Origin of the sequence: Terribacillus saccharophilus (assembly GCF_002272075.1) — a bacterium.
In the GTDB taxonomy this organism is placed as follows: Bacteria; Bacillota; Bacilli; order Bacillales; family Amphibacillaceae; genus Terribacillus; species Terribacillus saccharophilus_A.
Genome location: NZ_NPBJ01000041.1, coordinates 1 through 22,458 on the forward strand (window position 1 = coordinate 1; position 22,458 = coordinate 22,458).

Sequence of the window (22,458 nt, forward strand, 5' to 3'; positions counted from 1 at the left end):
AAGAATCAAGTTGTTGCCGCTTGTTTCAGCGACTAGAACATCTTATCATGTCTCGATTGTTTCTGTCAACAACCTTTTTTAAAAAACTTGATAATCTGTTTGGCGTGTTTTTTCGTCTTATCTTAGCGCCGTTTAACAGTATACGATCTATTTCAATATACGTCAACACCTTTTTTCTATTAAAATTCAAAAGCTACCGAGAGGCCCTTCTACGGGGCTCTCAGGCAATGGGTTCGCAGCCTTAGACAACGTACTTATTACCCCATTTTATCATAAAGAAAAGCCCCGTTTAGAACGGAGCTTCCTAGTTATTATCTTCTATTACGTATAGCTTTGATAATCTCCATCAAGATGACCGCTGCTAGAGCAAGCCCTGTTGCGATGGACCAATCTCTCCAACCAAATGCATCGGGAATGGAAAAGATCCTGCGTACTCCCGGCAATACTGTGACCCCGTAAAGCAGAAAGCAAATTGCCACTGCACCGAGCACATACTTGTTAGTAAGAAACCCAACTTTGAAAATGGTCTGCGTATTGGACCTTGCAGAAAACGTTTGGAGTGTCCTGGCCAAAATAAGTGTCGTAAAGGCCATCGCTATTCCCATTTCGGTAGAATGCTGCAATCCAATATAGAAGGAAACAATGACTGCCGCTCCTATCAGCACTCCTCGAACGATTACACTTTGCAGCGTCCCGCCAGAGAATATTCCCTCGTTTATATCACGAGGTTTTCGTTTCATTACGTCCGGCTCTTCCTTCTCCATACCAAGAGCCAACGCCGGCAAGGAGTCATTGATTAAGTTAATGAACAGCAGCTGCAATGCTGTAAATGGATTTGGCATATTCAGAAAGACAGCGAACAGGATAGCAATAATCGCACCCAGGTTCCCAGCAAACAAATAACCTATCGCCTTTTTGATATTATCAAACACCGTGCGTCCTACTCCGACAGCGTTGACAATGGAGACAAAATTATCGTCCGCGAGTACCATGGCAGATGAATCTTTAGCTACATCCGTTCCGCTCCCCATAGCTATTCCTATATCTGCTTGCTTCAGTGCAGGTGCATCATTCACACCGTCTCCGGTCATCGCAGTAATAGATCCTTTGTTCTGCCACGCTCGGATAATTCTGATTTTGTTTTCCGGTGATACGCGGGCATAGACAGAGATTCGACCAAGCTTCTCATCCAATTCTTCTTCAGATAATTTATCCAGTTCCTTACCTGTCAGAGCAAGATCTCCTTCTTCCATCAACCCGATTTCTTTCCCGATTGCCTGAGCTGTAGTATTATGATCTCCGGTGATCATAATACTGCGTATCCCAGCACTTCTTGCTTCCGCAATGGAAGCAGGAACAGCTTCGCGCGGAGGATCAATCATAGCTGTAAGACCCACTAATACAAGATCTTGTTCATCCTGTTCCTCCAACGAACGCTTATCCTCCGGTATCTTTTTGTAACCATAAGCCAGTACACGAAGGGCATTATCGGAGAATGTTTCGTTCTGATCCATTACTTCTTTAAGAAGCATTTCATCCAATGTTTGTTCTTCTCCATCAATTAAGATATGCGTGCATCTTTCGAACATCACATCGGGTCCGCCCTTAGTCAGCATCAGTCTCTCTCCATCCAAGCGATAGACAGTGGACATCATCTTTCGATCCGAGTCGAAGGGTAGCTCCATTTCCCGTTCCTTCTCTTTTCGGAGCCGAGCTGGATCCAGTCCCATCTTGTTTCCGAAATGAATCAGTGCTGTTTCTGTTGGATCTCCGATTTCCGCGCCTTCTTCACTAACACTAGAGTCATTGCAGAGAACAGCGATATTTAGAAGTAACTGCTCCGATTTGCTCCGTGCTGATTCATCTTCCGATATCCCTTCGCTTTTCCCAGGGACGAATGTATCTGTCACAGTCATCTTGTTTTGTGTCAAAGTTCCTGTCTTATCTGTACAAATTACACGAGTAGATCCTAGTGTCTCCACTGCTGGCAGCCTGCGAATGATTGCTTGTTGCTTAGCCATCTTGGTCGTACCTACTGCCATGACGATCGTAACAATAGAAGATAATGCTTCCGGAATTGCGGCCACCGCTACTGCTACAGAGAAAGTGAAGGCATTAAGAAAGCCTTGGGTCATATCTGCCTGACCATCTCCAAACCAAAGTCGCGCGGCTTGAGCAGCGAAGATCAAAATACACAGCACCAAGACACCAATTCCAAGTCTTTTACTGAATTCATCCAGCTTTTTCTGTAAAGGTGTCTGCTTGGATTCTGCTGTCTCAATCATATTGGCAATTTGCCCAATTTCAGTATCCTGGGCAATCGCTGTCACGATAAAGCTTCCCCGACCGTTCACTACTAGCGATCCACTATGTACCATATTGATACGATCCCCAATAGAAGCATCTTCCTCAATCACTTCTGTCTTCTTATCCGCAGCCTCTGACTCTCCTGTCAGCATCCCCTCATTGATTTTCAGTGATTCGCTGCTGATTAGTCTACCGTCAGCCGGTACATAATCCCCAGCATCCAGCTGCACGATATCTCCTTTTGTCAGTTCCTTGGCCGGCACCGTCTTGCTCTCTCCATCACGCATCACTTTAGCTGATGGAGCTGACATCTCCTGCAATGCCTCTAATGAGCTTTCCGCTTTCTTTGTCTGAACAACACTGATAACACTATTGAGCAAAATGACCAGAAAAATGATGATGGATTCTACCACTTCTCCCAATGCAAGCTGCACAGCTGCTGCTACAAGCAGAACAATGACCATAGCATCCTTGAAAGTGGCAAGGAATAGCTTCCATACTGGATCCTTTTCCTTACTCTTTAATTCATTGTATCCATCCGCGTCCAGCCTCCGTTGGGCTTCTTCCTGCGATATACCTGCTCTTTGAGTCCCCAGTTCCTTTAAAACCTCTTCTGCATCCATGCGGTATGCCTTCACTCCATGCGCCCCTTTCCAGATTCTCTCCTAATTGGTTTCCCCCAAATAAGCACAATGGAATCAGCTTTTTTGTAAAAATGTTGTCATCTCTATTAATAGTTAGCAGACAAGCATCATGTTCACGGACAGGCATGCATAGAATGGAACTACATTACGGAGACAGCGAAGGGAATGATAGGCATGCAGCACTTTTATGTATTCCGTTTCAACAAATGGAAAAGGTGGGCATTTGTCGTAGCAGCAGCAATGTTCACGGCGTTGATTATCTGGATGGAAACGAGCAGTTCGCTTTCCGTCTTTTCCTCTAAGGAAAAACCAGCAGCTTTGACACAAGGGAGTAAGGAAGCTCCTAATATTGCACTCACCTTCAATATAAGCTGGGGAGATACACAAGCTATCCCTATACTGGATGAATTGAAGGAACAGAATGTAAAAGCAACCTTCTTCGTCAGTGGCGAATGGGCCGAGCGCCATCCGCAAATCATCGACCGGATTGTCGAGGATAAGCATGAATTGGGAATGATGGGTTACCGATATAAGAGCTATATCGATCAAGAGCCTGCTCAGATAAGGAAAGACCTTTCCTATGCAAAAGAGATATTCCGTAAACTCGGTCATGAAGATATCGAACTGCTCCGGGCACCAACAGGAGATTTCAACACTGAAATCATCCAATTGTCCGAAACACTCGGTTTGAAAGTCATTCAATACAGTGTTAATCCGCAGGACTGGCGTAATCCAGGAACGCAGCTTATCGTGGATGAGGTCATGGAAGAAGCAAGCAATGGCGATATCATCCAGCTGCACGCTTCCGATTCAGTCAAACAGACTGAAAAAGCTCTGGAGACTATCCTGCCGGCACTGAAAAACAAAGGATATCACTATGTAACGGTCAGTGAACTGATTGCTGGAGGAACTCCTGAATTGAAAGAAGTAAATTAATGCATAAACACTGCTCCTTCTGCGCAAATTAAGCGTACTTACTACAGTGGAAGGAGCACACGTTTATGTTTGTACGGTTAGTGCCAATCTTGTTATTATCCCTATTCGTGCTTACTTCATGCACGGGCGGGCAAGCCGCAGAAAGCAGTCAGCCGGATTATGATACGACCAAGCAAATGGTCGCCGATATATTAAAAACAGATGAAGGCAAAAAAGCCATCTCGGAAGTAATGGCTGATGAGACAATGCAGGATTTGGTCTCCTTAGATGCCAGCAAGGTGGAAGATGCTATCAATAAATCATGGACCTCGGAAGAAGGACAGAAATTCTGGAAAGAACGTTTCGAAGATCCGGAATTCGTCGCAGCCTTCGCGAAAAACATTGGACCAGAGCAGAAGAAGCTCGTCAAAGATCTGATGAACGATTCCGATTTCCAAAAGCAGATGCTGCAGCTCTTACAGGATCCAAAAGTACAAGAACAGATGCTCAATGTCATGAAAAGTCAGGATTTCCGCAAAGAGCTGGAGAAAACAATCCAGGAATCTTCGGAAACGCCAATGTTTGAGCAAAAACTAATGCAGACTGTTCAAAAAGCATTGGAAGAAGCGCAGTCCAAACAAAAGGAAAAGTAAACCCATAAGACCTAGGCAGATTACTTCTGTCTGGGTCTTTTTTATCATCTTCTCTCAAAAGCGTTTCTACCTTTTTTACGGTGGGTAAAAGAAGAACGCTTTCATGAAACTAATCGGAGGGACTAAATTATGAAAAGATTCAGTCTGCTAGCACTTGCATTACTCCTCTTTCTGACAGGTTGTGCTGGATTTACCGGCGGATCAGAGGGAACTCAAGCTTCTGAAGGAAAAACCGAAGATGGCAAAGTAAAGATTGATTTCTGGACATTTTGGGGCTCGGAGATCCGCCGTCCTGTAATAGACAAAATCATCGAAGATTTTAATAACTCGCAAGATGAAATTGTAGTAGAACATACATATATACCATTCGGCGATATCTGGACAAAGGAATTAGCTGCTATCGCGGCAAATAATCCCCCAGATGTTGTCATCAATGACATTAATGCCACTGCCCTCCGCGGACAAGAAGGACAAGCTGAGAACCTGGCGCCCTATTTGGAAAAAGACGATATTTCCGGACGATTCTATGAGAATCTTTGGGACGCAACCTTGTATGAAGGCGATTCCTACGGGATTCCATTCAATACAGACACACGATTGTTGTTCTATAACAAAGATGCATTCAAAGAAGCTGGATTAGATCCGAACAAGCCCCCTGAAACTTGGGAAGAGCTTGAAGAGTATGCTGAAAAACTCGACAAGAAGTCCGGCGATACGTATGAACGAATCGGCTTCTATCCACTTTATGGTGTAGGATCTGACGTGTGGCTATTGAATGGATCTGGAATGAATTATTTCAACGAGGATGATGAACCGGTCATCAATAGTGAAACAAACGTTGATACGATGGAATGGATTAAGAGCTGGAAAGATAAATACGGCGAAGACACCATCAATCGTTACCAATCTCAAATCGACAGTCAGCAGAGCAATCCTTTCTTCAACGGATCGCTGGGTATGATGGCGAACGCTGCAACCTTCTACACACAAATTCGTGACTATGCACCTGACCTTGACTTTGGTGTGGCTCCCTTACCGGAGAAAACATCTGGCAGCGGCAACACAAGCTGGGGCGGCGGATTTGTAGCTGAGATTCCGAAAGGCTCTTCTCACCCAGATGAAGCATGGGAATTCATCAAATATCTAACAGACAAAGAAGCACAGGAATACTGGGCAGTAAAGAACTTCGATAATGTAGCCAACATCGAAGCATCAGAAAGTGCAGCAACATCTGATGAACTATCAGAAAAGGATCAAATGGTCTATGAAATGGCAGCTCAAAACCTGAACGATACATTGCTTACTCCAATGCCTGCTTATGCTCCGGATTATGTGAATCTGATCAACCCGCAGCTCGATGCTATTTTGATAGAAAATAAACCAGCACAGGAAGCATTGGATAAAGCACAGCAGGATGTCGAAGAACTTGTAGAAAAAACAGCACAATAGGGTTTCTTTGTGGGGGGATTCGATGAAAAAGAAAAAATGGTGGACGATGGGAAGACGTGAAAGTCTCCAAGGGTATATTTTCATTGCCCCTTGGGTTATCGGTTTCCTCGCATTCACACTAGGTCCGCTGGCGTTCTCTTTGTACGCCAGCTTTACCGATTACAACATTACATCCCGCATGGACTTTGTGGGTTTACAGAATTATGATCAGCTATTTACAGGGGATGACCTATTTTGGACATCCCTTTATAACACGTTATATTTTGTTATTTTCTCTGTTCCGCTCACAACTATAGGGGCTATCTTCATCTCGATGCTGATGAATCAAAGTCTGCCAGGCATGCGGATTTTCAGAACAATCTTCTATCTTCCAGCAGTTTTATCTGGTGTCGGCGTCTACCTGCTTTGGATGCAGCTTCTGGATCCTGGAACTGGTCTTGTTAACACCATTCTTTCCTGGTTCGGTATCAATGGACCGAACTGGCTGTTCGATCCCGATTGGACGAAACCGTCTCTTATCTTTATGAAGCTATGGAGTGTCGGCGGCAGCATGCTGCTTTATCTTGCGAGCATGCAAGGTATAAGCAAAAATCTGTATGAAGCAGCAGATATCGACGGGGCTGGGACTTGGAAGAAGTTTCTGCATATCACGTTACCACTGATCACCCCGGTCATTTTCTTTGATATCATTACAAGTACAATAGGCAGCTTCCAAATCTTCCAAGAAGCATATGTTATGAGTCAGAACGGCTCTGGAGGCCCAGCAAGTTCCATGCTGTTTTATAACCTTTATATGTGGATCAAAGCATTCCAATCGTTTGATATGGGCTATGCCATGGCAATGTCGTGGATCTTGTTCGTAGTTGTCTTGATCATTACGATCATCAACCTGAAGCTTGCACCAAAATGGGTGCATTATGAGGGGGATGATAAGTGATGGATATTACACAACGAAAACAACTTGCCCAAAAACGAGATCGAAGGAAGCCTGTCCTAAGCAATAATCTGCTGCGGTCGCTGAACTGGATCCTGCTCGTAGTCGGAAGCCTATTCCTGTTATCACCAATCTGGTGGATGATCAGCACCTCTCTCAAACCGATGGAGGAAATCATGCAGTTTCCGCCTACCCTGCTGCCGCAGGAATGGCATTGGGAGAACTATGTACATACATGGCAGGCTGCTCCTTTCACGACGTATGCTGTGAACACAATTACCATCACACTCATTTGTGTGGTAGCCAATGTATTTGTAAATGCTTTTATTGCTTACGGGTTCGCTAAGATTCCATTCCCGGGCAAGAATATCCTATTTACAATCGTCCTATCTACTATGATGATTCCTGGCTTTGTAACGCTCATACCACAGTATGTACTGTTTGCTAAGCTAGAATGGCTGAATACATATTATCCGCTCGTAGTGCCTGCCCTGTTTGGCAGTGCGTTCAATATCTTCCTGCTTCGACAGTTCTTCCGGACGATTCCGAACGAAATGATCGAAGCCGCGAAAATGGAAGGCGCAAATCACTTCTATATCTGGAGAAAGATTGCCCTGCCCCTTGTAAAGCCGGCATTGGCAACCGTGGCAATATTCTCGTTCAACGGCGCGTGGAATGACTTCCTTGGTCCCTTGCTATATGTGAACGATGAGAGTCTCTATACATTGCAAATTGGACTGCAAGTATTCAAGGAGCAGGCTAGCACGCAATGGAATTACCTGATGGCAGGTTCGTTGCTTGTCTTGCTGCCTGTGATCATCCTGTTCTTCGTCTTCCAGAAGTACTTTATCAAAGGTGCGAATATCACAGGTTCAAGCAGCTTCGACAAATAGAAAAAGCTGAGAGCAAAAATGCTCTCAGCTTTTTTATTGCATATATTTCTCTAAAATCGCCCTTGCCAAATCATCATACGCATCTCCAAGCGGATGATTTTCTTGATAAACAGCCGGTGCAAAGACGCCTTCTTCCTTGTATGGCTGCGCCAGCGGCAAGCGTCCGATCACTTCTGTTTCAAGTGCATCTGCAAGCTTGTCTCCGCCGCCTTGGCCGAAGACGTATTCTTTCTCACCTGTTGCCTGTACCTCATAGTACGCCATGTTTTCTACAACACCAAGGATTTCATGCTCTGTGCGAAGCGCCATTTGACCAGCACGTGCAGCAACGAAAGCAGCGTTAGGATGCGGCGTTGTGACGATGATTTCCTTGGAGGACGGCAGCATTGTGTGGATGTCTAATGCCACATCTCCTGTTCCTGGTGGAAGGTCGACAAGCAAGTAATCCAAATCTTCGCCCCATTGCACTTCTTTGAAGAAGCTTGTCAGCATTTTACCAAGCATTGGTCCGCGCCAGATGACTGGTCCGTTATCTTCCACGAAGAAGCCCATCGAGATAATCTTCACGCCGAAACGCTCCACTGGTGTAATTTTGTCTTCAACCACTTCCGGCCGTTTCTCGATACCCATCATTTCGGGAACACTGAAGCCGTAAATATCTGCATCAATGATACCGACTTTAAAGCCGATACGCGCAAGTGCTACTGCCAAATTGACAGTAACCGTAGATTTACCGACACCGCCTTTACCGCTGGCGATGTTGATAAACTTCGTCTTTGTATCCTTGTCCAGCAAAGATTTCTGCTTACCGGAAGATTGCGACTGGCTGTAGCGGTCCACTACATCCTGTGGCAGCTGATCGAAGCGCAAACCTACTGTTGCAGCTCCTGCATTCTTCAGGACGTTAACAATTTCCTGCTGCAGCTGCATTTGTTCTGCAGTATTCGCCTTGCCAACCAAAATCTTCACGCTGACATGCCGTTTTTCTTCTTTGATCCGGATATCCGCGATAGCGCCAGTTTCTCCTAGCGTCGTATGTAGAAAAGGATCTTCGATATCATTCAGAAGCTCCCGTACTTTTTCTTCTGTTACCATGTGAACGCCCCCTACCTAGCTTGTTCCGGAAAACGTTTTCCAGATTGCTTTTACCGCTAGTATAACACATTCTCAAGACAGCTAGGCAAGCGGCGCTCGGTCATTCATCTTCCGGCATCTTCTCGGTTGTATAACGGAGGATTCCCTCATAAATACTGAAAGCCATCTGTTCCTGATAAGGGGAATCCTTCAAGAGTTCAAGCTCCCGCGGATTTGACATGAATCCAATTTCGACAAGCGCGCCGGTCGGCTTCGTATGCTTCAGCAGATACATCGTATTCAATGCCAGCGGCACCCGCGTCGTGTTTTCCAAGTTACGTTTGATTTCATCCTGGATAAAAGTTGCTAATGCTTTACTGCCTGCGTTATCTTCATTGAAAAACGTCTGGGCTCCTGACCATTGGGAAGAAAGCAATGCGTTCGTATGAATGCTGATATAAAAGTCTGCTTCCTTTTCTTCGATGAAGGCTACCCGATTCCTTATATCCTCTGATTTCCGGCGAGATAGCCCTTTTGTATCTTCATCCGCCAGATCCACATCATCTTCTCTTGTTAGATAGACCAGCGCACCTGCCTGCTGCAAATAGTCTCGCAGCATTTTTGAGACTGCTAATGTAATTCCCGCTTCCTGTGTTCCATCTGAACCTTCCGCCCCGCCGTCGACACCACCATGCCCCGGATCTATTACAATCGTCTTGCCAGCTAACGGCAAGGACCAGGAATGAGAAGATTCCTCTGTCGTGACAATCTTCGGTACGTAGTAAGCGAGCAGCATGATAAACAGCGCAGCTGCTACGGCTCCTGCAATCCATCTTCTAGTCATTCGTGCTTCCTCCCATACCGCGCATTTGTACACTATATGGGACAACCATACTGGATATACGCTCTTCTTTGGAATTTATGCGGGCACTGGTATAATGAAGCTAGTATTAATAAGAATGACAGAAAAGGACGTACAAAATGAATTTCGATAATCAGACGAAACGCTTATATTTGAATGTTGGTATTTATATCGTGCTGGGCGGATTGAGCTTTTTGCTTTACTTACTTCATGATAACTTGATCATTGTGGGAATCTGTTTGCTCGTCAGCTACTTGATCAGTTATGGTATCTCCAATTCTCTTTTTCCTCGCAGCAAAGATACCTTCTACCCGAAGGATGAAAGGAAGTAATAACGTTGGCCAACTATATCATGGACTTACGTGAAACAGTCGGCAGCCGGCCGCTAGTCATGGCCGGTGCCGGTGTAATCGTCCGGAATGAATTCGGAAATCTGCTCTTACAGCTCAGAGCGGATACAAAGGATTGGGGACTTCCCGGCGGCGCTTTGGAGCTCGGAGAATCACTGGAAGACACAGCTAGACGAGAGCTTTTTGAGGAAACAGGACTGCATGCAGAGCGATTCAGCTTTCTGCGTATGTGTTCAGGGCCTGAGTTCTATGCCAAGTATCCAAACGGTGACGAAGTGTACAACGTCATATCTGTTTATGAGGCTTACGACGTTTCAGGCGAATTCACTATGCTTGATGGAGAAAGCCTTGATTTACGGTATTTCCCTCTAGATGACCTGCCCGAACTCAACCATATCACCCAGAAGATGCTTTCTGGCCTACTCATTCCATAAAGGGGCACGATTATGACAAGAAAAACCTGGATGTACTTATTCATCATGCTAGCCGGCTTATCCATGGGCTTGTATAATAACTTCACCAACATAGGAACGTTGCTGGTCATGATCCTGCTTAGTGCCGCTGCCGTGATCATGATCATCTTTAACATCAGTGTAGGGCTCAAAAACCGGCGACAAAAAAAACAATAGGAGTGTTTGCCGAAATGAACCAGATCAACTTGATTTGCTTAGGTGTTAATGACATGCAAGCTTCACTTGCTTTCTACCGTGATGGCCTGGATTTCAAGACAAGCGTGAAAGAGAACTCACCGAATATCGTCTTCTTCAATAACAGAGGAACGAAGCTGGAATTGTTTCCGCTTGATGCATTACGCAAGGATATCAATCCGGATAATCCTCCTGAAACAGGAACTGGATTTCCTGGGTTCACACTTGCTTATAATGCCAAGACGGCACAGGAAGTCGACTATGTAATTGAAAAAGCGGCACGTGCTGGTGCTACAATCGTCAAACAGCCGCAACGTGTGGATTGGGGTGGCTACAGTGGTTATTTCACTGACCCTAACGGCTATTATTGGGAAGTAGCGTTTAGTGAGCATTGGAAGTTCGACGAAAACAATATGCTGATCATTGATTAAAGCAAAAAGCCAGAAGCATGTTCGCTTCTGGCTTTTTATTGTGGTTCAACATGAACATTTACCCAATAGACGTCATGCTCTCGCTTCAACGTCTTCTCAACTGTTGTTGCTACATCATGGGCTTGCCGGATGTCCAGCGTGGAATTGACCAAGATCTCTGTATCAACGATGGCATTATTGCCGTAGCTTCTTGCTTTCATCGTCTTTATGCCCTTTACACCTTGGATTTTCATTATTGTCTCCGTATACGAAACCATTAGTGTTTCATCGAATCCATCGGTCAGCTGATGAGAAGAAGAAGTGAAGATATCCCAAGCCGTCTTACAGATGATCAAACCAACAATAATTGCTGCCAGAGGGTCGAGCCAAGGCAACCCGAGCTGCGAGCCAACGATACCAACTACAGTACCTACACTTACAAGTGCATCCGATAGATTATCTTTTGCTGCTGCCTTTACAGATTGACTGTTTATTTTCGAACCCAGCCGCATATTATAGCGATAGACAAAAAACATAACGATTGCCCCGAATACGCCTGTCCAGGCTGCCATCATATCTGGTGCCTCGTTCGACCCATCAAATACATTCAGCACAGCTGTATATAGTACTTGCAGACCGACCGTCATCATGATAAAGGAAGCAATAAGACTTGCGACCGTCTCCGCCTTCCAATGACCGTAAGGATGATCTGCATCAGGTGGCTTCCTCGCCAGTTTTAGCCCGATCAATACAGCAACAGAAGCGACAATATCTGTAGCATTATTTAAACCGTCCGCCCGCAAAGCAGCCGATCCACTTAAAAATCCAACAATTAGTTTCAAAGAGGACAAGACAAGATAAGCACCGATACTAATATAAACTCCGCGCTCTCCCATCTTCAGTTCTTTGTATTTTTCATTCTCCAACGCCTCGTCAGCCCTTTCATTCCAGTTCCATCATCATATCAGCCCAACATTGGGTGGGTCTACAGCAACGTTTTTTCTAGATGCCATATGAATAGCCACAAGCTAATAGTTTTTCCCTTAGCAAAAGCGCTGACAATTCACAAAAGGAGAGCTAGTCAAACGATTGATCAAGATAGGCACCAACCGCCCATAGGTGCATAAGCTAGCGTGAGGAAGGAGCGATGATAAGTTGAATAACAATAACAACGATACTGTCATTGTCGAAGAGGAAAGATATGAGTTCATCGCCACGGTGATATCTTATATAGGCCTAATCCTGTCCCTGATCGGAGCAACAATTGCACTTTACATTTCCTATGCCTCTTACAAAAGATCTGTACAGAATAAAGGAAGCGGAAACGGGTATGGCGCCGTCACAACTGCTGTTATTGCATAAGCATGAAATAGCCTCTTGTTTACTAGAATGGTACAGAGGCTCTTTTATTAAGAGTTCTGAAGACAAGCCTAAGGAGGATGAAGGATGAAAGAAGATCTGGAACAGCGCATCCGTCTGCTCGAGCTGGAATTAGATAAAATGAAAGAGGAAAACAAGCACCCCCGACACAGCTGGATATGGGCTTTTGTTCCGATACTAGCATTGCTTATCCCGATAGCGGCCATCCTCCGCGATACATTCAATTAAAAAAGCCGAATTATTTGGGCTGCTGTCCTGCGCCTTCCGCTCTTGCCCGTCATACACTGGCACAGAAAGGAAGGTGTTTTTCATGCAAGAACAAAATCAAGATTTTGTACCTTATCACACTGACGAGCAAGTTCAATATTCTTATCCCGTTTATACGGATGAATACCGACGCCGTCCTGGATATGGCTTCGGTGGCTTCGGTCGTCCTGGATTCGGTTATGGCCGCCCTGGGTTCGGCTACGGAGGCGGACCATTTCTAGGTGGTGTCGTCGGCGGACTTATCGGCAGCAGCTTGCTTTATCCGCCTTATTATAACCGGCCACGGCCTTACCCATACTATCCTTATCCATACCCTTACTATAACTATCCTTACTATGGTTACGGATACGGATATTAATATACGAAGAGGGATAACAGTCCCTCTTTTTGTTATGTTTTCATCACGCATAGGAAAGCTTATGTCGTCAGACAAAGGTGACGGAAGTTGCGTGTTATCATATTACTGATAATATTAATTAGAAATTTAGCGCATTAGGTAGATGGAGGAGAAAAGATGAAGGAGGAGCAAGATGACGAAACAATATAACCAAGTGAAAGAATTCCATAAAGCATTCGATCTTTTACACAATGATAATCCAACTCCTATGAGTAAGGAGATAGCTTTAAAACGTGCCGTATGGTCAGGTGAGGAATTAATTGAATTTCTATATGCTACCGTAGGCGGAAACATCTCTGAGTCCGAAAATCTCTATGAACAATTCATGGCAGGGTTAGACAATGCTAAATCCAAAATACGCGAAGAGCAAAAACCAGTAGAAGACATTCTTGTTGCACAAGCAGACGCACTGATCGACGAAGCCTACTTTAACAATGGTTCCTTTACTATTCTAGGTGTTAAGCCTGAACCACTATTTGATATTGTACATGAAGCTAATATGGGCAAGTTGCACAATGGTGTTGCTAAGTATCGAGAAAGTGATGGCAAAATAATCAAACCGGAAAACTGGGAAAGAGATTTTGCTCCTGAAAAAAGATTGAAAGTTGAAATTGATCGTCAAGCAAGTACATAACAGTACACTAACATTTCCACAAAAAAGCATACCCTTATTGGTATGCTTTTTTCAGTATCGGCTTCCTTTACGGGTCATTTTGACAAATGCGGCGATGAGCATCAGTACACCAGGTAAGAGGAAGTATAATAGCACAGCATAGACACCTACTGCTGCCGCTACAATAAGGAGAACACCACCAAGAACCGATTTCCGATCAAGCAAGAATGCGGCGATGATGCCTAGGACACCAGCTGCAATTCCAAGTAATCCGAAGTTTCCGACTGTATACGTATTTTCAATTAAGGTAAAGAACATAGCTAGAAGTGAGGCAATGATACCAAAAATGCCTCCTACAATTGCGACTGTTTTCATAGTTAATACTCCCTTCATTGCTGCATTAACTTCCTATCTCTATATCACTCCAGCGTGAAGCTAAACATTTGGACGCAAAAAAGGGAGTAAATCACTAGTAGTGATTTACTCCTTTATCTCCATCTTATTTGCCAAAAAGGCCGGATCATCCGAGAAAATTCCATCTACTTCGTATTGAAGCATCTTCTCTGTCCATTCCTTTTCATCTCCTCGGTAATAGGCATGAATCTCGAGCTTATGATTCTGTATTAAATCAACTACTGATTCTTCTAGAATGCCGGCATAGATACCCACACCAATTGCAATATCTTTTATTGCTTGAAGATCTTCCCTATCCAACTGCTCCACATCTTTTTTCTTCAGCAGCTGAACCAACGTAAGCTCAGGATCGAGTTCGTGCAGTGCATTGATGCTGTCTTTGCTGAATGATTGCAGAATGACTTGATCCTGTGGGATAGCATACTGCTTTAGCAATTGCAGTAGTTGCTTCTCCATGACAAGCTTTCCCTTATCATCTTCGCGTGTCTCAATATAATAATGTACTTCGCTGCCATATCGTTTCAGAATCTCTTCCATAGTCGGTACTGTCTGCCCTTCTCCCGCATCAAGTGCCTTTACCTTTTTCAAAGTAAGCTCTTCGACCAATCCCTTTCCGTCAGTTGTCCGATCAACTGTTTCATCATGCATTGCAACCAATTCTCCATCCGCTGTCCTGCGCAAATCGATTTCGATATAATCCGCTTCATCATCTATGGCCTGATCATAAGAAAGAAACGTATGCTCAGGCTCAACGGCAGATGCTCCGCGATGTGCAATGATTAGTGGACTATAGTCAGAACCACCATTGGCAGCTTCTGTATGGATTGAGGAGCAGCCCGACAGCAAAAGCACACATATTAATAAGAATGTAATAGATTGTCTCATACAGCTAACTTAAAGGAGCTTGATATAGATTACCATGCAGCTAGTGTTAAGAATGAAAGCACAGGTCGATTTCTATTTACATTGTCTTTATATTTGGATAATAGGTATCAATCCATGGATAGAATTTCGTACATAGATTCGATAATTGTCGCTCGTCTGTCATTACCAAATCAAACACATCCGCACTGATCTGAAACACCCGGTCTTCTGTATAAAATATAAGAGATGAACACTTCCGGCCCTGGGCAGTTTGTTTGCATAAAGCATACACGTTTTGTGTTGTAATACCCTCAACCGTCATCCAGAAAAATCTTTCTCCCTCACCATCATACACGTAGGTCTCCTTCCAATTGGAAAGCTCGATGATATTCTTAAGGTATTGTTTATCCCATATCCGCTTTGGACCTATATAATATCCGCTAAATCCCATCATGGAAATAAGTGTATGCACGGAGAAGATAGAGTGAACAAAATCTCGGAGAATAGGTAAGTTAGAATGATCTTCAAAATGAGAAGTGGCTATCCGCAGGCGATGGGAAGCTGGTGCTTGAAAATAAATTGTTGAATCTGTTTCGTAAAGGTTGAGCTGTTCCGTCGAAAAGTGCATACATAACTCCTTCTCTTTTATATATGATATTTTTCAAATATAAGGGATGGACAAACATGACATTCAGTATAGAGTGATAGACTACTTTAAGATTTTACTTCATAATGCAGTTCCGCAAACTGATTAAATGTTCTTGTCCCTTTTAAAGTAAATTCAGCTTGATACTGCCCTTCCTTGAAAAGAGGTATACCGCTGCCAATAATCACAGGTGCAATAGTAAGTATCATTTCATCTATCAGTTGCTCCTCCATGAACGAAGACAACAGCTCTCCTCCACCGACTATCCAGATATTCCTGCCTTCTTGTTGTTTTAGCTGATTTGTGAAACTCACAATATCATCCTTAATAAACTGTACGTGCTCTGTATCCTTCACATCTGAACGCGTAAAGACATAACATGCTTTATTTTGGTAAGGAAAATCTTCTATATGGTTTATCACCCAGTCATACGTCTTCTTGCCCATAATAACCGTATCAACTGTATCGTAGAATTCCGAATACCCGTTATCTCCTTCACCTTCCACCGAAAAGAGCCATTCCAGTGATTCCTCTTTGGTTGCGATATAACCATCCAGACTTGCGGCAATAAACAGTACGAGCTTACGTTTCTGCATCTGCATCCTCCTATTAGATTTAAATATGTACTTCTGATCAAATGCCAAACTTATATATACCATACACTATTAGCTAAAATAAAAAAGACTCTAATCAAGTGAGAGTCTTTAGAAGACGAATTAGCCACCTATTCAAATCTTAATTGTTAGGATTTGTTATGAAGTTCTACGTTTATAATGACATTCCCTTTCTTGTGTCCCTTCTCGACATAACGATGTGCTTCCACTATCTCTTCAAAGTCAAAAGACCTATCAATTATCACTTTCAATTTTCCCATCTCTACTAGTTCTCCGAGGAAGTTTAGTGCTTCTGGTGTTTCAGGTGCGTTTCGACTTAATATTAATTTCTTTCCAGTTGTCAATGTCGTCCATAGCATAAGAAAACTCGGCAGCGGCTCTGTGATATTTATATAAGTGCCATCCTTTTTTAGCACTTTTATGCAATCGGTAAAGGAGCTTTTGTTAACTGCTTCAAAAATAACGTCATATAACTCAGCACCCGTAGAAAAGTCTTCGCTGGTATAATCTATTACCTTGTCAGCTCCTAATGATTTCACCCATTCCAAATTTGACGTGCTACAAACTCCTGTTACGTTTGCTCCGAAATGCTTGGCAATCTGAACTGCATAGCTGCCCACACTTCCTGATGCTCCATAGATCAGTACCTTTTGACCACTTTGAATCTTAGCTTTTCGCAAAAAGTACAATGCTGTTCGTGCTCCTATTGGAATGGCAGCCGCTTCTGCATAAGAGATATTCGAAGGTTTGATGGATACAGGACCATCTTCCGATAAACACTTATACTCTGCATAAGCACCGAACTCTTCCAGAGATGCCGCAAAAACTTGGTCACCTTCCTTAAACCGCTTAACATCTTTCCCTACTGACACAATCTCTCCAGCTAACTCAACTCCCAACACCTCTTTTTTGGGTTGTCTAAAACCAAGTGTAATTCGGGCAGGCAGCCAAAAGAACGGTGGAACGGTGAAACTTCGAGCTCGAATATCTGCTGCTGTTACAGTTGTCGCTTTTACTTTTACTAATATTTCATGATCTTTAGGAATCGGTTCTGCTGTCTTTTTCAGTTGAAGAACGTCTGGGGGTCCGTACTTTTTGTATACAATGGTTTTCATGTCCCACCTCTGATTCGTTATATTCGTAATATAATACGAATACTGAGGGCAAATAGACCAATAGGTTCAGTCTTTCAGTACTTTTCTTAAATCTCAGCTCGGCATAGGGTATAAAAGTACAAAAAAAGACCCCCAACCAATAGGTTGAGAGTCTGTTGTAAGTGCCCAAAAATTAACGTTTTGAGAACTGTGGAGCGCGACGTGCACCTTTAAGACCGTATTTTTTACGTTCTTTCATACGTGCGTCACGAGTTAGGAAGCCAGCTTTTTTAAGTGTTCCGCGGTATTCTGGATCCGCTTCAAGAAGCGCACGAGAGATACCGTGACGGATAGCACCTGCTTGTCCTGTGAATCCACCACCCTGTACAGTTACAAGAACGTCGTAGTTGCCAGCAGTTTCTGTTGCAACTAGAGGTTGGTTGATGATTGTACGAAGTGTTTCGTATGGGAAGTAATCTTCCGCACTACGGTTGTTTACTGTTACTTGACCTGTGCCTGGTACTAGACGTACGCGGGCAGTAGAGCTTTTACGGCGACCGGTGCCGTAGTATTGTACTTGTGCCACGATTGTTTACCTCCTTTTTATTAACCGCGAAGTGTATAAGCTTCTGGTTGTTGTGCTTGGTGTTTGTGCTCAGCGCCACGGTATACGTGAAGCTTTTTGATCATTTTACGTGCAAGTGGACCCTTAGGAAGCATGCCTTTGATAGCAAGCTCAAGCATTTGCTCAGGGTATTTTGTACGCATTTCGTCAGCTGTACGCTGTTTCAAACCACCTGGGTGGTTAGAGTGACGGTAGTAGATCTTGTCAGCAAGTTTGTTACCAGTAAGTTCGATTTTCTCAGCGTTGATGATGATTACGTTATCACCAGTGTCGGCATGTGGAGTGTAAGTTGGTTTGTGCTTACCACGTAGGATAGCAGCAACTTCACTTGCAAGACGACCAAGAGTTTGGCCTTCTGCATCCACAACAAGCCATTTGCGTTCGATATTGCTTTCGTTCGCCATGAATGTTGTACGCATGTCATTTCCTCCATTTTTTCGATTGAATCGTTCATTTATTATTCTACACAATTAGTCTTCCGGGGCTAATCGTGGTATAGAAATAAAATGCCATAAACCATAGTATATCATCATAGACCCTCATGTCAAGAGCATGTAACACCCGAATGCGTTGTTTTACAAAAAAGTTTTCAGTAGTCCACTTTCCAGAGGCAAAGTCCGCTCGCAGCAGCGGTTTTACTCGCCAAGTGCCGATCCTTCGATTCTAGTATTCTTGCCATGTCTTCCGGCTCCTTGCGTGCGTTTGCGATGTCGATTAGTGTACCTACTAGGATACGTACCATATTGTATAGGAAGCCGCTTCCTGTGAAGGTAAAGACGAGCATGTCGTCCTGCTTTTCACATACAGCTTCATAGACAGTCCGGACCTTGTCACCTTTGACTCCTGTACTCGCGGAACAAAAAGCACTGAAGTCATGCGTTCCCTCGATAGCTGTGATAGCTTGCTGAATCCTATCTAGCTCGAGCTTATAAGGTACATGATGCACATAATGACGCTTGAACACATCCTGTTCAGGAGCATTGAGGACAAAGTACTTATACTGCTTCTGCTTTACACTGTAGCGTGCATGGAAATCTTCATCAGCTTTTGCTATGTCTATTATCCGCACATCATCCGGCAGCAAGGCATTGAGCGCCTTACGCCAATTATAGTCTCCCATACGAATCTCCGTATCAAAATGAATAACCTGCCCCCTGGCATGCACACCTGCGTCCGTACGACCCGAGGCTTGAATCCTTATTGTCTGTCCTTTATGAATCATCATAAGTGCCTTCTGCAGCTCTCCTTGGACCGTTCGTTGGTTGTCCTGGACCTGGAAGCCGGAAAAGCGTGTACCGTCATAGCTGACAGTCGCCTTTATACGTTGCGTCATCTTTGTAACTCCTAACTATAATCTCTCGTTATCAAGGCTGCAGCAACCACTATAATGAAGATGATGAGTGCCGCAACATCCCGCTTCATCACTTGCAGCTCTCGAAGCTTCGTACGTCCTTCTCCTCCTCGATAGCCTCTTGCTTCCATCGCCATAGCAAGCTCCTCCGCCCGCTTAAAGGCACTGACAAACAAAGGCACCAGCAAAGGAATTACAGCCCGTACCCGCTCCCTGAATGGCCCTGTACGGAAATCTACACCTCTGGAAGCCTGAGCGTTGGAAATCTTCTCGGTTTCCTGAAGCAAAGTTGGAATAAATCGTAATGATATAGACATCATCAGCGCCAGTTCGTGTACAGGGAACTTGAATCGGCGCAGTGGTCCGAGTAGGGATTCAACTCCGTCTGTGATTTCTATCGGCGTAGTCGTTAACGTCAGCAGGGATGTCAAAAGGATAAGCAAAAAGAAACGCAGCGAGATGACAGCTCCTTGTTCCAATGCTCCGCTATAGATCGGCAATCCGAATACATTCACCAATACAGTGCCTTCCTTTGTAACGAATAAGTGCAGGATAAACGTGAAGACAATCAGAAACCATACTGGTGTCAGCCCCTTGGCGATAAACCGCCATGGCACCTTCGTCAGAAGTGTCCCTCCGACCGCAAACACAGTGAACAGCGCATAGCTGACGACGTTATTGGCAAAGAAAATAAAAATTACATAAAAGAAGATGATAAGCATCTTGATTCTCGGATCCATCCGGTGAACGATGCTATTGGTCGGAACATACTGACCAACAATCAGAAGATTGTTCATTTTTTATCACCTGCCAAATCTGCCAGCTGCTCAGCGAGCCTGTCAAAATTCTCTCCCTCATAAGCTAACTGTTTGCCAAAGCGTTCCGATGTCTTCTGAAGAAACTGGAATATCTCCGGCACATCAAGCTGAACCTGCTGAAGAGCTTGCCGATCTTGAAAGACATCTACAGGAGTTCCTTCCATATACTTTTCTCCTTTATCGAGTACAAGCATATGATCGGCGTAAGTCAGCGCGTCCTCCATGCTGTGTGTTACCAGTATCGTTGTCAGCTGCTGTTCTTTATGAAGCCGGTAAAACATATCCATGATTTCTCGCTGACCGCGTGGATCTAATCCTGCTGTCGGTTCATCCAGAACGAGTACTCGAGGTCGCACAGCAAGCACACCTGCAATTGCAACACGCCGCATTTGCCCGCCGCTTAACTCAAAGGGGGAACGACTCAGTAAAGATAGATCCAATCCTACAGCCTCTGCACTTTCTTTAACACGCCTTGAGATCTCATTCTCAGCTACTCCGAAGTTCCGCGGGCCAAAGGCGATATCCTTCTCTACTGTTTCTTCAAATAACTGATGCTCCGGGTATTGGAACACTATACCTACTTGTTTGCGTAGCTCTTTCGCTTGCTTAGGCTTCTTCTTCGGCTCCAGCGTATGCTCACCAATCTGCACGCTTCCGCTGGTAGGTCTGACTAGTCCGTTCAAATGCTGCAATAAAGTAGATTTACCACTGCCAGTATGCCCAACTATAGCCGTGAAGCTCCCCCCTGGCAGATGGAAGGTAAGATCCTTTAGCGCTTTATGCTCAAACGGGGAGTTTGCCTGATACGTATAATCTACTTGTTTGAATGTAATGTCCATAATGCATCTAACAACTCCTCGTGATCAATCGGCTGCTCGGCCAGGTTAATACCTTGTCTTACCAAAGCATGAGCAAGCTGCGTAACAAACGGCACGTCCAAACCGATCTGCTGCAGTTCAGTCTGTCTTTTTACTAGTTCCCTTGGTACAGTAGTCGTCCATATTTCTCCATCGTTCATAACCAAGACCCGATGCGCCTGCATTACTTCATTTAAGTCGTGAGTAATCGTAATTAGACCGAGCTGCTGCGCTGCTTGAACACGATGAACAGTATCAAGGATTTCCTTCCTGCCAAGTGGGTCCAGCATCGCTGTTGCCTCATCCAGGATAATGACACTAGGAGATATAGCAAGTACACCTGCAATAGCCACACGCTGCTTCTGACCGCCAGATAATCGGTATGGTTCATGCAGCAGGTAGTCCTGCATGCGTACCTGCTCCAATGAAGAAGTGATCCGATCCATCATTTCAGCACGAGGCACACCACGGTTCTCCAAGCCAAAAGCTACATCATCACGAACAGTTGTACCAACGAATTGATTATCTGGATTTTGGAATACCATACCTACCTGGCGTCGTATCTCCCATATATTCTCTTCGTTTAATGGTATGCCATTAATAATGATTTCCCCCTCAGTCGGAAACAGCAGTCCATTCATTAGCTTGGCAATCGTTGACTTGCCTGAACCGTTGTGACCGATGATCGCCAGCCATTCCCCAGCTTCTACTTGAAAACTGACATTGCGAAGTACATAGGGCTGCTCTTCCTCGTATCGGAAAGAAACATTCTTAAATTCAATCGCGTGCATGCTATTCGAGCTCCTTCGTCATTACCCGACTATTTCCGGGGAAATACTAAACGTGTTTGTCCGTTCCTGTCATTTCTATAGCTAGTATAAAGAATCCAGACAAAAAAGAAAAGCAAGCGCTAATGTTGGCGCTTGCTTTGTCTGCAAAAGAAAAAGGGCCGGAATACACCTCGTGGTAGAGATTTTCCTGCCCTTGTTATTACATTATACTAGTTCAATGATTGCCATAGCGGCACCGTCACCACGACGCTGTCCAAGTTTCAACACGCGTGTGTAACCTCCTTGACGTTCTTCATAACGTCCGGCGATATCGCTGAATAGTTTTTGTACTGCATCTTGGTTCTCGTCCGCTTTCGTACCGTACAAGAAAGAAGCAGCTTGACGACGAGCGTGAAGATCTCCACGTTTGCCAAGAGTGATCATTTTTTCTACTACAGAACGAAGCTCCTTAGCTTTCGCCTCCGTTGTTTCCAATCTTTCGTGAACGATAAGATCAGTCGCAAGGTTACGCAAAAGCGCCATACGAGCATCCGTAGTACGTCCTAACTTTCTAGCCATAGGTTATCCCTCCCTTTCCTGGTGTCAAATG

General features: G+C 44.4%; 29 protein-coding genes. 13 read left to right on the forward strand and 16 right to left on the reverse strand.

Annotated features, from left to right (window positions below; all coding sequences use genetic code 11):
- Positions 1 to 311: 311 nt before the first annotated feature.
- On the reverse strand, positions 312 to 2,945 hold the full coding sequence (locus tag CHH48_RS17790; protein WP_095220679.1) for a cation-translocating P-type ATPase: 2,634 nt from the start codon (positions 2,943 to 2,945) through the stop codon (positions 312 to 314).
- 180 nt (positions 2,946 to 3,125) lie between these two features.
- On the opposite strand from CHH48_RS17790, the gene pdaB reads away from it, so the two are divergent.
- The 5 genes from pdaB to CHH48_RS17815 all read left to right on the forward strand — a co-directional run bounded on the left by pdaB (position 3,126) and on the right by CHH48_RS17815 (position 7,795).
- Positions 3,126 to 3,887 (forward strand): polysaccharide deacetylase family sporulation protein PdaB, encoded by a 762-nt coding sequence (gene pdaB / locus CHH48_RS17795; protein WP_095220682.1) that lies wholly within the window; start codon positions 3,126 to 3,128, stop codon positions 3,885 to 3,887.
- Between the two features lie 65 nt (positions 3,888 to 3,952).
- Positions 3,953 to 4,519 (forward strand): spore germination lipoprotein GerD, encoded by a 567-nt coding sequence (gene gerD / locus CHH48_RS17800; RefSeq protein ID WP_095220678.1) that lies wholly within the window; start codon positions 3,953 to 3,955, stop codon positions 4,517 to 4,519.
- Between the two features lie 129 nt (positions 4,520 to 4,648).
- The gene (locus tag CHH48_RS17805) at positions 4,649 to 5,968 is read left to right on the forward strand and encodes an ABC transporter substrate-binding protein (RefSeq protein WP_095220677.1); all 1,320 of its coding nucleotides are present in this window, start codon (positions 4,649 to 4,651) and stop codon (positions 5,966 to 5,968) included.
- A 22-nt stretch (positions 5,969 to 5,990) separates the two neighbouring features.
- The gene (locus CHH48_RS17810) at positions 5,991 to 6,905 is read left to right on the forward strand and encodes a carbohydrate ABC transporter permease (RefSeq protein ID WP_095220676.1); all 915 of its coding nucleotides are present in this window, start codon (positions 5,991 to 5,993) and stop codon (positions 6,903 to 6,905) included.
- Positions 6,905 to 7,795 carry a carbohydrate ABC transporter permease gene (locus tag CHH48_RS17815; RefSeq protein ID WP_095220675.1) on the forward strand — a complete coding sequence of 297 codons (891 nt, stop codon included), beginning with the start codon at positions 6,905 to 6,907 and terminating at the stop codon, positions 7,793 to 7,795. Before CHH48_RS17810 ends, CHH48_RS17815 begins: the two co-directional genes overlap by 1 nt.
- Before the next feature lie 33 nt (positions 7,796 to 7,828).
- Here CHH48_RS17815 and CHH48_RS17820 read toward each other — a convergent pair whose 3' ends face one another.
- A complete protein-coding gene (locus CHH48_RS17820; RefSeq protein ID WP_095220674.1) occupies positions 7,829 to 8,890 on the reverse strand; it encodes an Mrp/NBP35 family ATP-binding protein in 1,062 nt (353 codons plus the stop codon).
- 100 nt (positions 8,891 to 8,990) lie between these two features.
- On the reverse strand, positions 8,991 to 9,713 hold the full coding sequence (gene cwlD, locus CHH48_RS17825) for an N-acetylmuramoyl-L-alanine amidase CwlD (protein ID WP_095220673.1): 723 nt from the start codon (positions 9,711 to 9,713) through the stop codon (positions 8,991 to 8,993).
- Positions 9,714 to 9,850: 137 nt separating this feature from the next.
- On the opposite strand from cwlD, the gene CHH48_RS17830 reads away from it, so the two are divergent.
- Genes CHH48_RS17830 through CHH48_RS17845 form a run of 4 tightly spaced genes read left to right on the forward strand, consistent with a single transcriptional unit; the run spans position 9,851 to position 11,159 of the window.
- A complete protein-coding gene (locus CHH48_RS17830; protein WP_095220672.1) occupies positions 9,851 to 10,063 on the forward strand; it encodes a hypothetical protein in 213 nt (70 codons plus the stop codon).
- A gap of 20 nt (positions 10,064 to 10,083) precedes the next feature.
- The gene (locus tag CHH48_RS17835; RefSeq protein ID WP_095220681.1) at positions 10,084 to 10,515 is read left to right on the forward strand and encodes an NUDIX hydrolase; all 432 of its coding nucleotides are present in this window, start codon (positions 10,084 to 10,086) and stop codon (positions 10,513 to 10,515) included.
- Between the two features lie 12 nt (positions 10,516 to 10,527).
- Positions 10,528 to 10,710, forward strand: a complete 183-nt coding sequence (locus CHH48_RS17840; protein ID WP_095220671.1) for a hypothetical protein — start codon at positions 10,528 to 10,530, stop codon at positions 10,708 to 10,710.
- Positions 10,711 to 10,724: 14 nt separating this feature from the next.
- Positions 10,725 to 11,159, forward strand: a complete 435-nt coding sequence (locus tag CHH48_RS17845; RefSeq protein WP_095220670.1) for a VOC family protein — start codon at positions 10,725 to 10,727, stop codon at positions 11,157 to 11,159.
- A 35-nt stretch (positions 11,160 to 11,194) separates the two neighbouring features.
- On the opposite strand, the gene CHH48_RS17850 is transcribed toward CHH48_RS17845, so the two are convergent.
- Complete coding sequence (locus CHH48_RS17850) at positions 11,195 to 12,064, reverse strand: cation diffusion facilitator family transporter (protein ID WP_095220669.1); 870 nt, start codon at positions 12,062 to 12,064, stop codon at positions 11,195 to 11,197.
- A gap of 229 nt (positions 12,065 to 12,293) precedes the next feature.
- Here CHH48_RS17850 and CHH48_RS17855 point away from each other — a divergent pair, with 229 nt between their 5' ends.
- The 4 genes from CHH48_RS17855 (at position 12,294) to CHH48_RS17865 (ending at position 13,816) form a co-directional block, all read left to right on the forward strand.
- Positions 12,294 to 12,500, forward strand: coding sequence for a hypothetical protein (locus CHH48_RS17855; RefSeq protein WP_095220668.1), 207 nt, complete (start codon positions 12,294 to 12,296; stop codon positions 12,498 to 12,500).
- Positions 12,501 to 12,584: 84 nt separating this feature from the next.
- Positions 12,585 to 12,746 carry a hypothetical protein gene (locus CHH48_RS19645; protein WP_175074951.1) on the forward strand — a complete coding sequence of 54 codons (162 nt, stop codon included), beginning with the start codon at positions 12,585 to 12,587 and terminating at the stop codon, positions 12,744 to 12,746.
- Positions 12,747 to 12,828: 82 nt separating this feature from the next.
- The gene (locus tag CHH48_RS17860; protein WP_176466508.1) at positions 12,829 to 13,143 is read left to right on the forward strand and encodes a hypothetical protein; all 315 of its coding nucleotides are present in this window, start codon (positions 12,829 to 12,831) and stop codon (positions 13,141 to 13,143) included.
- A 172-nt stretch (positions 13,144 to 13,315) separates the two neighbouring features.
- Positions 13,316 to 13,816, forward strand: a complete 501-nt coding sequence (locus CHH48_RS17865) for an HAD family hydrolase (protein WP_095220667.1) — start codon at positions 13,316 to 13,318, stop codon at positions 13,814 to 13,816.
- Between the two features lie 51 nt (positions 13,817 to 13,867).
- Here CHH48_RS17865 and CHH48_RS17870 read toward each other — a convergent pair whose 3' ends face one another.
- The 12 genes from CHH48_RS17870 to rplQ all read right to left on the reverse strand — a co-directional run bounded on the left by CHH48_RS17870 (position 13,868) and on the right by rplQ (position 22,427).
- The gene (locus tag CHH48_RS17870; RefSeq protein ID WP_095220666.1) at positions 13,868 to 14,170 is read right to left on the reverse strand and encodes a hypothetical protein; all 303 of its coding nucleotides are present in this window, start codon (positions 14,168 to 14,170) and stop codon (positions 13,868 to 13,870) included.
- A gap of 105 nt (positions 14,171 to 14,275) precedes the next feature.
- Positions 14,276 to 15,094, reverse strand: a complete 819-nt coding sequence (locus tag CHH48_RS17875; protein ID WP_095220665.1) for a glycerophosphodiester phosphodiesterase family protein — start codon at positions 15,092 to 15,094, stop codon at positions 14,276 to 14,278.
- A 76-nt stretch (positions 15,095 to 15,170) separates the two neighbouring features.
- A complete protein-coding gene (locus CHH48_RS17880) occupies positions 15,171 to 15,701 on the reverse strand; it encodes a hypothetical protein (protein ID WP_095220664.1) in 531 nt (176 codons plus the stop codon).
- 86 nt (positions 15,702 to 15,787) lie between these two features.
- Positions 15,788 to 16,321, reverse strand: a complete 534-nt coding sequence (locus CHH48_RS17885) for a dihydrofolate reductase family protein (RefSeq protein ID WP_095220663.1) — start codon at positions 16,319 to 16,321, stop codon at positions 15,788 to 15,790.
- A gap of 140 nt (positions 16,322 to 16,461) precedes the next feature.
- Positions 16,462 to 17,448: an NAD(P)-dependent alcohol dehydrogenase gene (locus CHH48_RS17890; RefSeq protein ID WP_095220662.1), complete on the reverse strand. Its 987-nt coding sequence runs from the start codon at positions 17,446 to 17,448 to the stop codon at positions 16,462 to 16,464.
- 172 nt (positions 17,449 to 17,620) lie between these two features.
- The gene (rpsI, locus tag CHH48_RS17895) at positions 17,621 to 18,013 is read right to left on the reverse strand and encodes a 30S ribosomal protein S9 (RefSeq protein ID WP_038565267.1); all 393 of its coding nucleotides are present in this window, start codon (positions 18,011 to 18,013) and stop codon (positions 17,621 to 17,623) included.
- Positions 18,014 to 18,033: 20 nt separating this feature from the next.
- Positions 18,034 to 18,471, reverse strand: a complete 438-nt coding sequence (gene rplM, locus CHH48_RS17900) for a 50S ribosomal protein L13 (RefSeq protein WP_095220661.1) — start codon at positions 18,469 to 18,471, stop codon at positions 18,034 to 18,036.
- A 170-nt stretch (positions 18,472 to 18,641) separates the two neighbouring features.
- Positions 18,642 to 19,385 (reverse strand): tRNA pseudouridine(38-40) synthase TruA, encoded by a 744-nt coding sequence (gene truA, locus CHH48_RS17905; RefSeq protein ID WP_095220660.1) that lies wholly within the window; start codon positions 19,383 to 19,385, stop codon positions 18,642 to 18,644.
- Positions 19,386 to 19,396: 11 nt separating this feature from the next.
- Positions 19,397 to 20,200: an energy-coupling factor transporter transmembrane component T family protein gene (locus CHH48_RS17910; protein ID WP_095220659.1), complete on the reverse strand. Its 804-nt coding sequence runs from the start codon at positions 20,198 to 20,200 to the stop codon at positions 19,397 to 19,399.
- Entirely contained in the window at positions 20,197 to 21,060 is an 864-nt protein-coding gene (locus CHH48_RS17915) for an energy-coupling factor ABC transporter ATP-binding protein (protein WP_095220658.1), read from the reverse strand. The genes CHH48_RS17910 and CHH48_RS17915 overlap by 4 nt, the downstream gene beginning before the upstream one ends.
- Positions 21,036 to 21,869 carry an energy-coupling factor ABC transporter ATP-binding protein gene (locus CHH48_RS17920; RefSeq protein ID WP_095220657.1) on the reverse strand — a complete coding sequence of 278 codons (834 nt, stop codon included), beginning with the start codon at positions 21,867 to 21,869 and terminating at the stop codon, positions 21,036 to 21,038. The genes CHH48_RS17915 and CHH48_RS17920 overlap by 25 nt, the downstream gene beginning before the upstream one ends.
- Before the next feature lie 204 nt (positions 21,870 to 22,073).
- Entirely contained in the window at positions 22,074 to 22,427 is a 354-nt protein-coding gene (gene rplQ / locus CHH48_RS17925; protein WP_077304172.1) for a 50S ribosomal protein L17, read from the reverse strand.
- Between the last annotated feature and the right edge of the window lie 31 nt (positions 22,428 to 22,458).

What these genes read in the sequence shown, in the direction of transcription:
- pdaB (WP_095220682.1), top strand. Translation starts at nt 3,126, where the DNA reads ATGCAGCACTTTTATGTATTCCGTTTCAACAAATGGAAAAGGTGGGCA.
- gerD (WP_095220678.1), top strand. Translation starts at nt 3,953, where the DNA reads ATGTTTGTACGGTTAGTGCCAATCTTGTTATTATCCCTATTCGTGCTT.
- CHH48_RS17805 (WP_095220677.1), top strand. Translation starts at nt 4,649, where the DNA reads ATGAAAAGATTCAGTCTGCTAGCACTTGCATTACTCCTCTTTCTGACA.
- CHH48_RS17810 (WP_095220676.1), top strand. Translation starts at nt 5,991, where the DNA reads ATGAAAAAGAAAAAATGGTGGACGATGGGAAGACGTGAAAGTCTCCAA.
- CHH48_RS17815 (WP_095220675.1), top strand. Translation starts at nt 6,905, where the DNA reads ATGGATATTACACAACGAAAACAACTTGCCCAAAAACGAGATCGAAGG.
- CHH48_RS17820 (WP_095220674.1), bottom strand. Translation starts at nt 8,890, where the DNA reads ATGGTAACAGAAGAAAAAGTACGGGAGCTTCTGAATGATATCGAAGAT.
- cwlD (WP_095220673.1), bottom strand. Translation starts at nt 9,713, where the DNA reads ATGACTAGAAGATGGATTGCAGGAGCCGTAGCAGCTGCGCTGTTTATC.
- CHH48_RS17830 (WP_095220672.1), top strand. Translation starts at nt 9,851, where the DNA reads ATGAATTTCGATAATCAGACGAAACGCTTATATTTGAATGTTGGTATT.
- CHH48_RS17835 (WP_095220681.1), top strand. Translation starts at nt 10,084, where the DNA reads ATGGACTTACGTGAAACAGTCGGCAGCCGGCCGCTAGTCATGGCCGGT.
- CHH48_RS17840 (WP_095220671.1), top strand. Translation starts at nt 10,528, where the DNA reads ATGACAAGAAAAACCTGGATGTACTTATTCATCATGCTAGCCGGCTTA.
- CHH48_RS17845 (WP_095220670.1), top strand. Translation starts at nt 10,725, where the DNA reads ATGAACCAGATCAACTTGATTTGCTTAGGTGTTAATGACATGCAAGCT.
- CHH48_RS19645 (WP_175074951.1), top strand. Translation starts at nt 12,585, where the DNA reads ATGAAAGAAGATCTGGAACAGCGCATCCGTCTGCTCGAGCTGGAATTA.
- CHH48_RS17860 (WP_176466508.1), top strand. Translation starts at nt 12,829, where the DNA reads ATGCAAGAACAAAATCAAGATTTTGTACCTTATCACACTGACGAGCAA.
- CHH48_RS17865 (WP_095220667.1), top strand. Translation starts at nt 13,316, where the DNA reads ATGACGAAACAATATAACCAAGTGAAAGAATTCCATAAAGCATTCGAT.
- CHH48_RS17870 (WP_095220666.1), bottom strand. Translation starts at nt 14,170, where the DNA reads ATGAAAACAGTCGCAATTGTAGGAGGCATTTTTGGTATCATTGCCTCA.
- CHH48_RS17875 (WP_095220665.1), bottom strand. Translation starts at nt 15,094, where the DNA reads ATGAGACAATCTATTACATTCTTATTAATATGTGTGCTTTTGCTGTCG.
- CHH48_RS17880 (WP_095220664.1), bottom strand. Translation starts at nt 15,701, where the DNA reads ATGCACTTTTCGACGGAACAGCTCAACCTTTACGAAACAGATTCAACA.
- CHH48_RS17885 (WP_095220663.1), bottom strand. Translation starts at nt 16,321, where the DNA reads ATGCAGATGCAGAAACGTAAGCTCGTACTGTTTATTGCCGCAAGTCTG.
- CHH48_RS17890 (WP_095220662.1), bottom strand. Translation starts at nt 17,448, where the DNA reads ATGAAAACCATTGTATACAAAAAGTACGGACCCCCAGACGTTCTTCAA.
- rplM (WP_095220661.1), bottom strand. Translation starts at nt 18,471, where the DNA reads ATGCGTACAACATTCATGGCGAACGAAAGCAATATCGAACGCAAATGG.
- truA (WP_095220660.1), bottom strand. Translation starts at nt 19,385, where the DNA reads ATGACGCAACGTATAAAGGCGACTGTCAGCTATGACGGTACACGCTTT.
- CHH48_RS17910 (WP_095220659.1), bottom strand. Translation starts at nt 20,200, where the DNA reads ATGAACAATCTTCTGATTGTTGGTCAGTATGTTCCGACCAATAGCATC.
- CHH48_RS17915 (WP_095220658.1), bottom strand. Translation starts at nt 21,060, where the DNA reads ATGGACATTACATTCAAACAAGTAGATTATACGTATCAGGCAAACTCC.
- CHH48_RS17920 (WP_095220657.1), bottom strand. Translation starts at nt 21,869, where the DNA reads ATGCACGCGATTGAATTTAAGAATGTTTCTTTCCGATACGAGGAAGAG.
- rplQ (WP_077304172.1), bottom strand. Translation starts at nt 22,427, where the DNA reads ATGGCTAGAAAGTTAGGACGTACTACGGATGCTCGTATGGCGCTTTTG.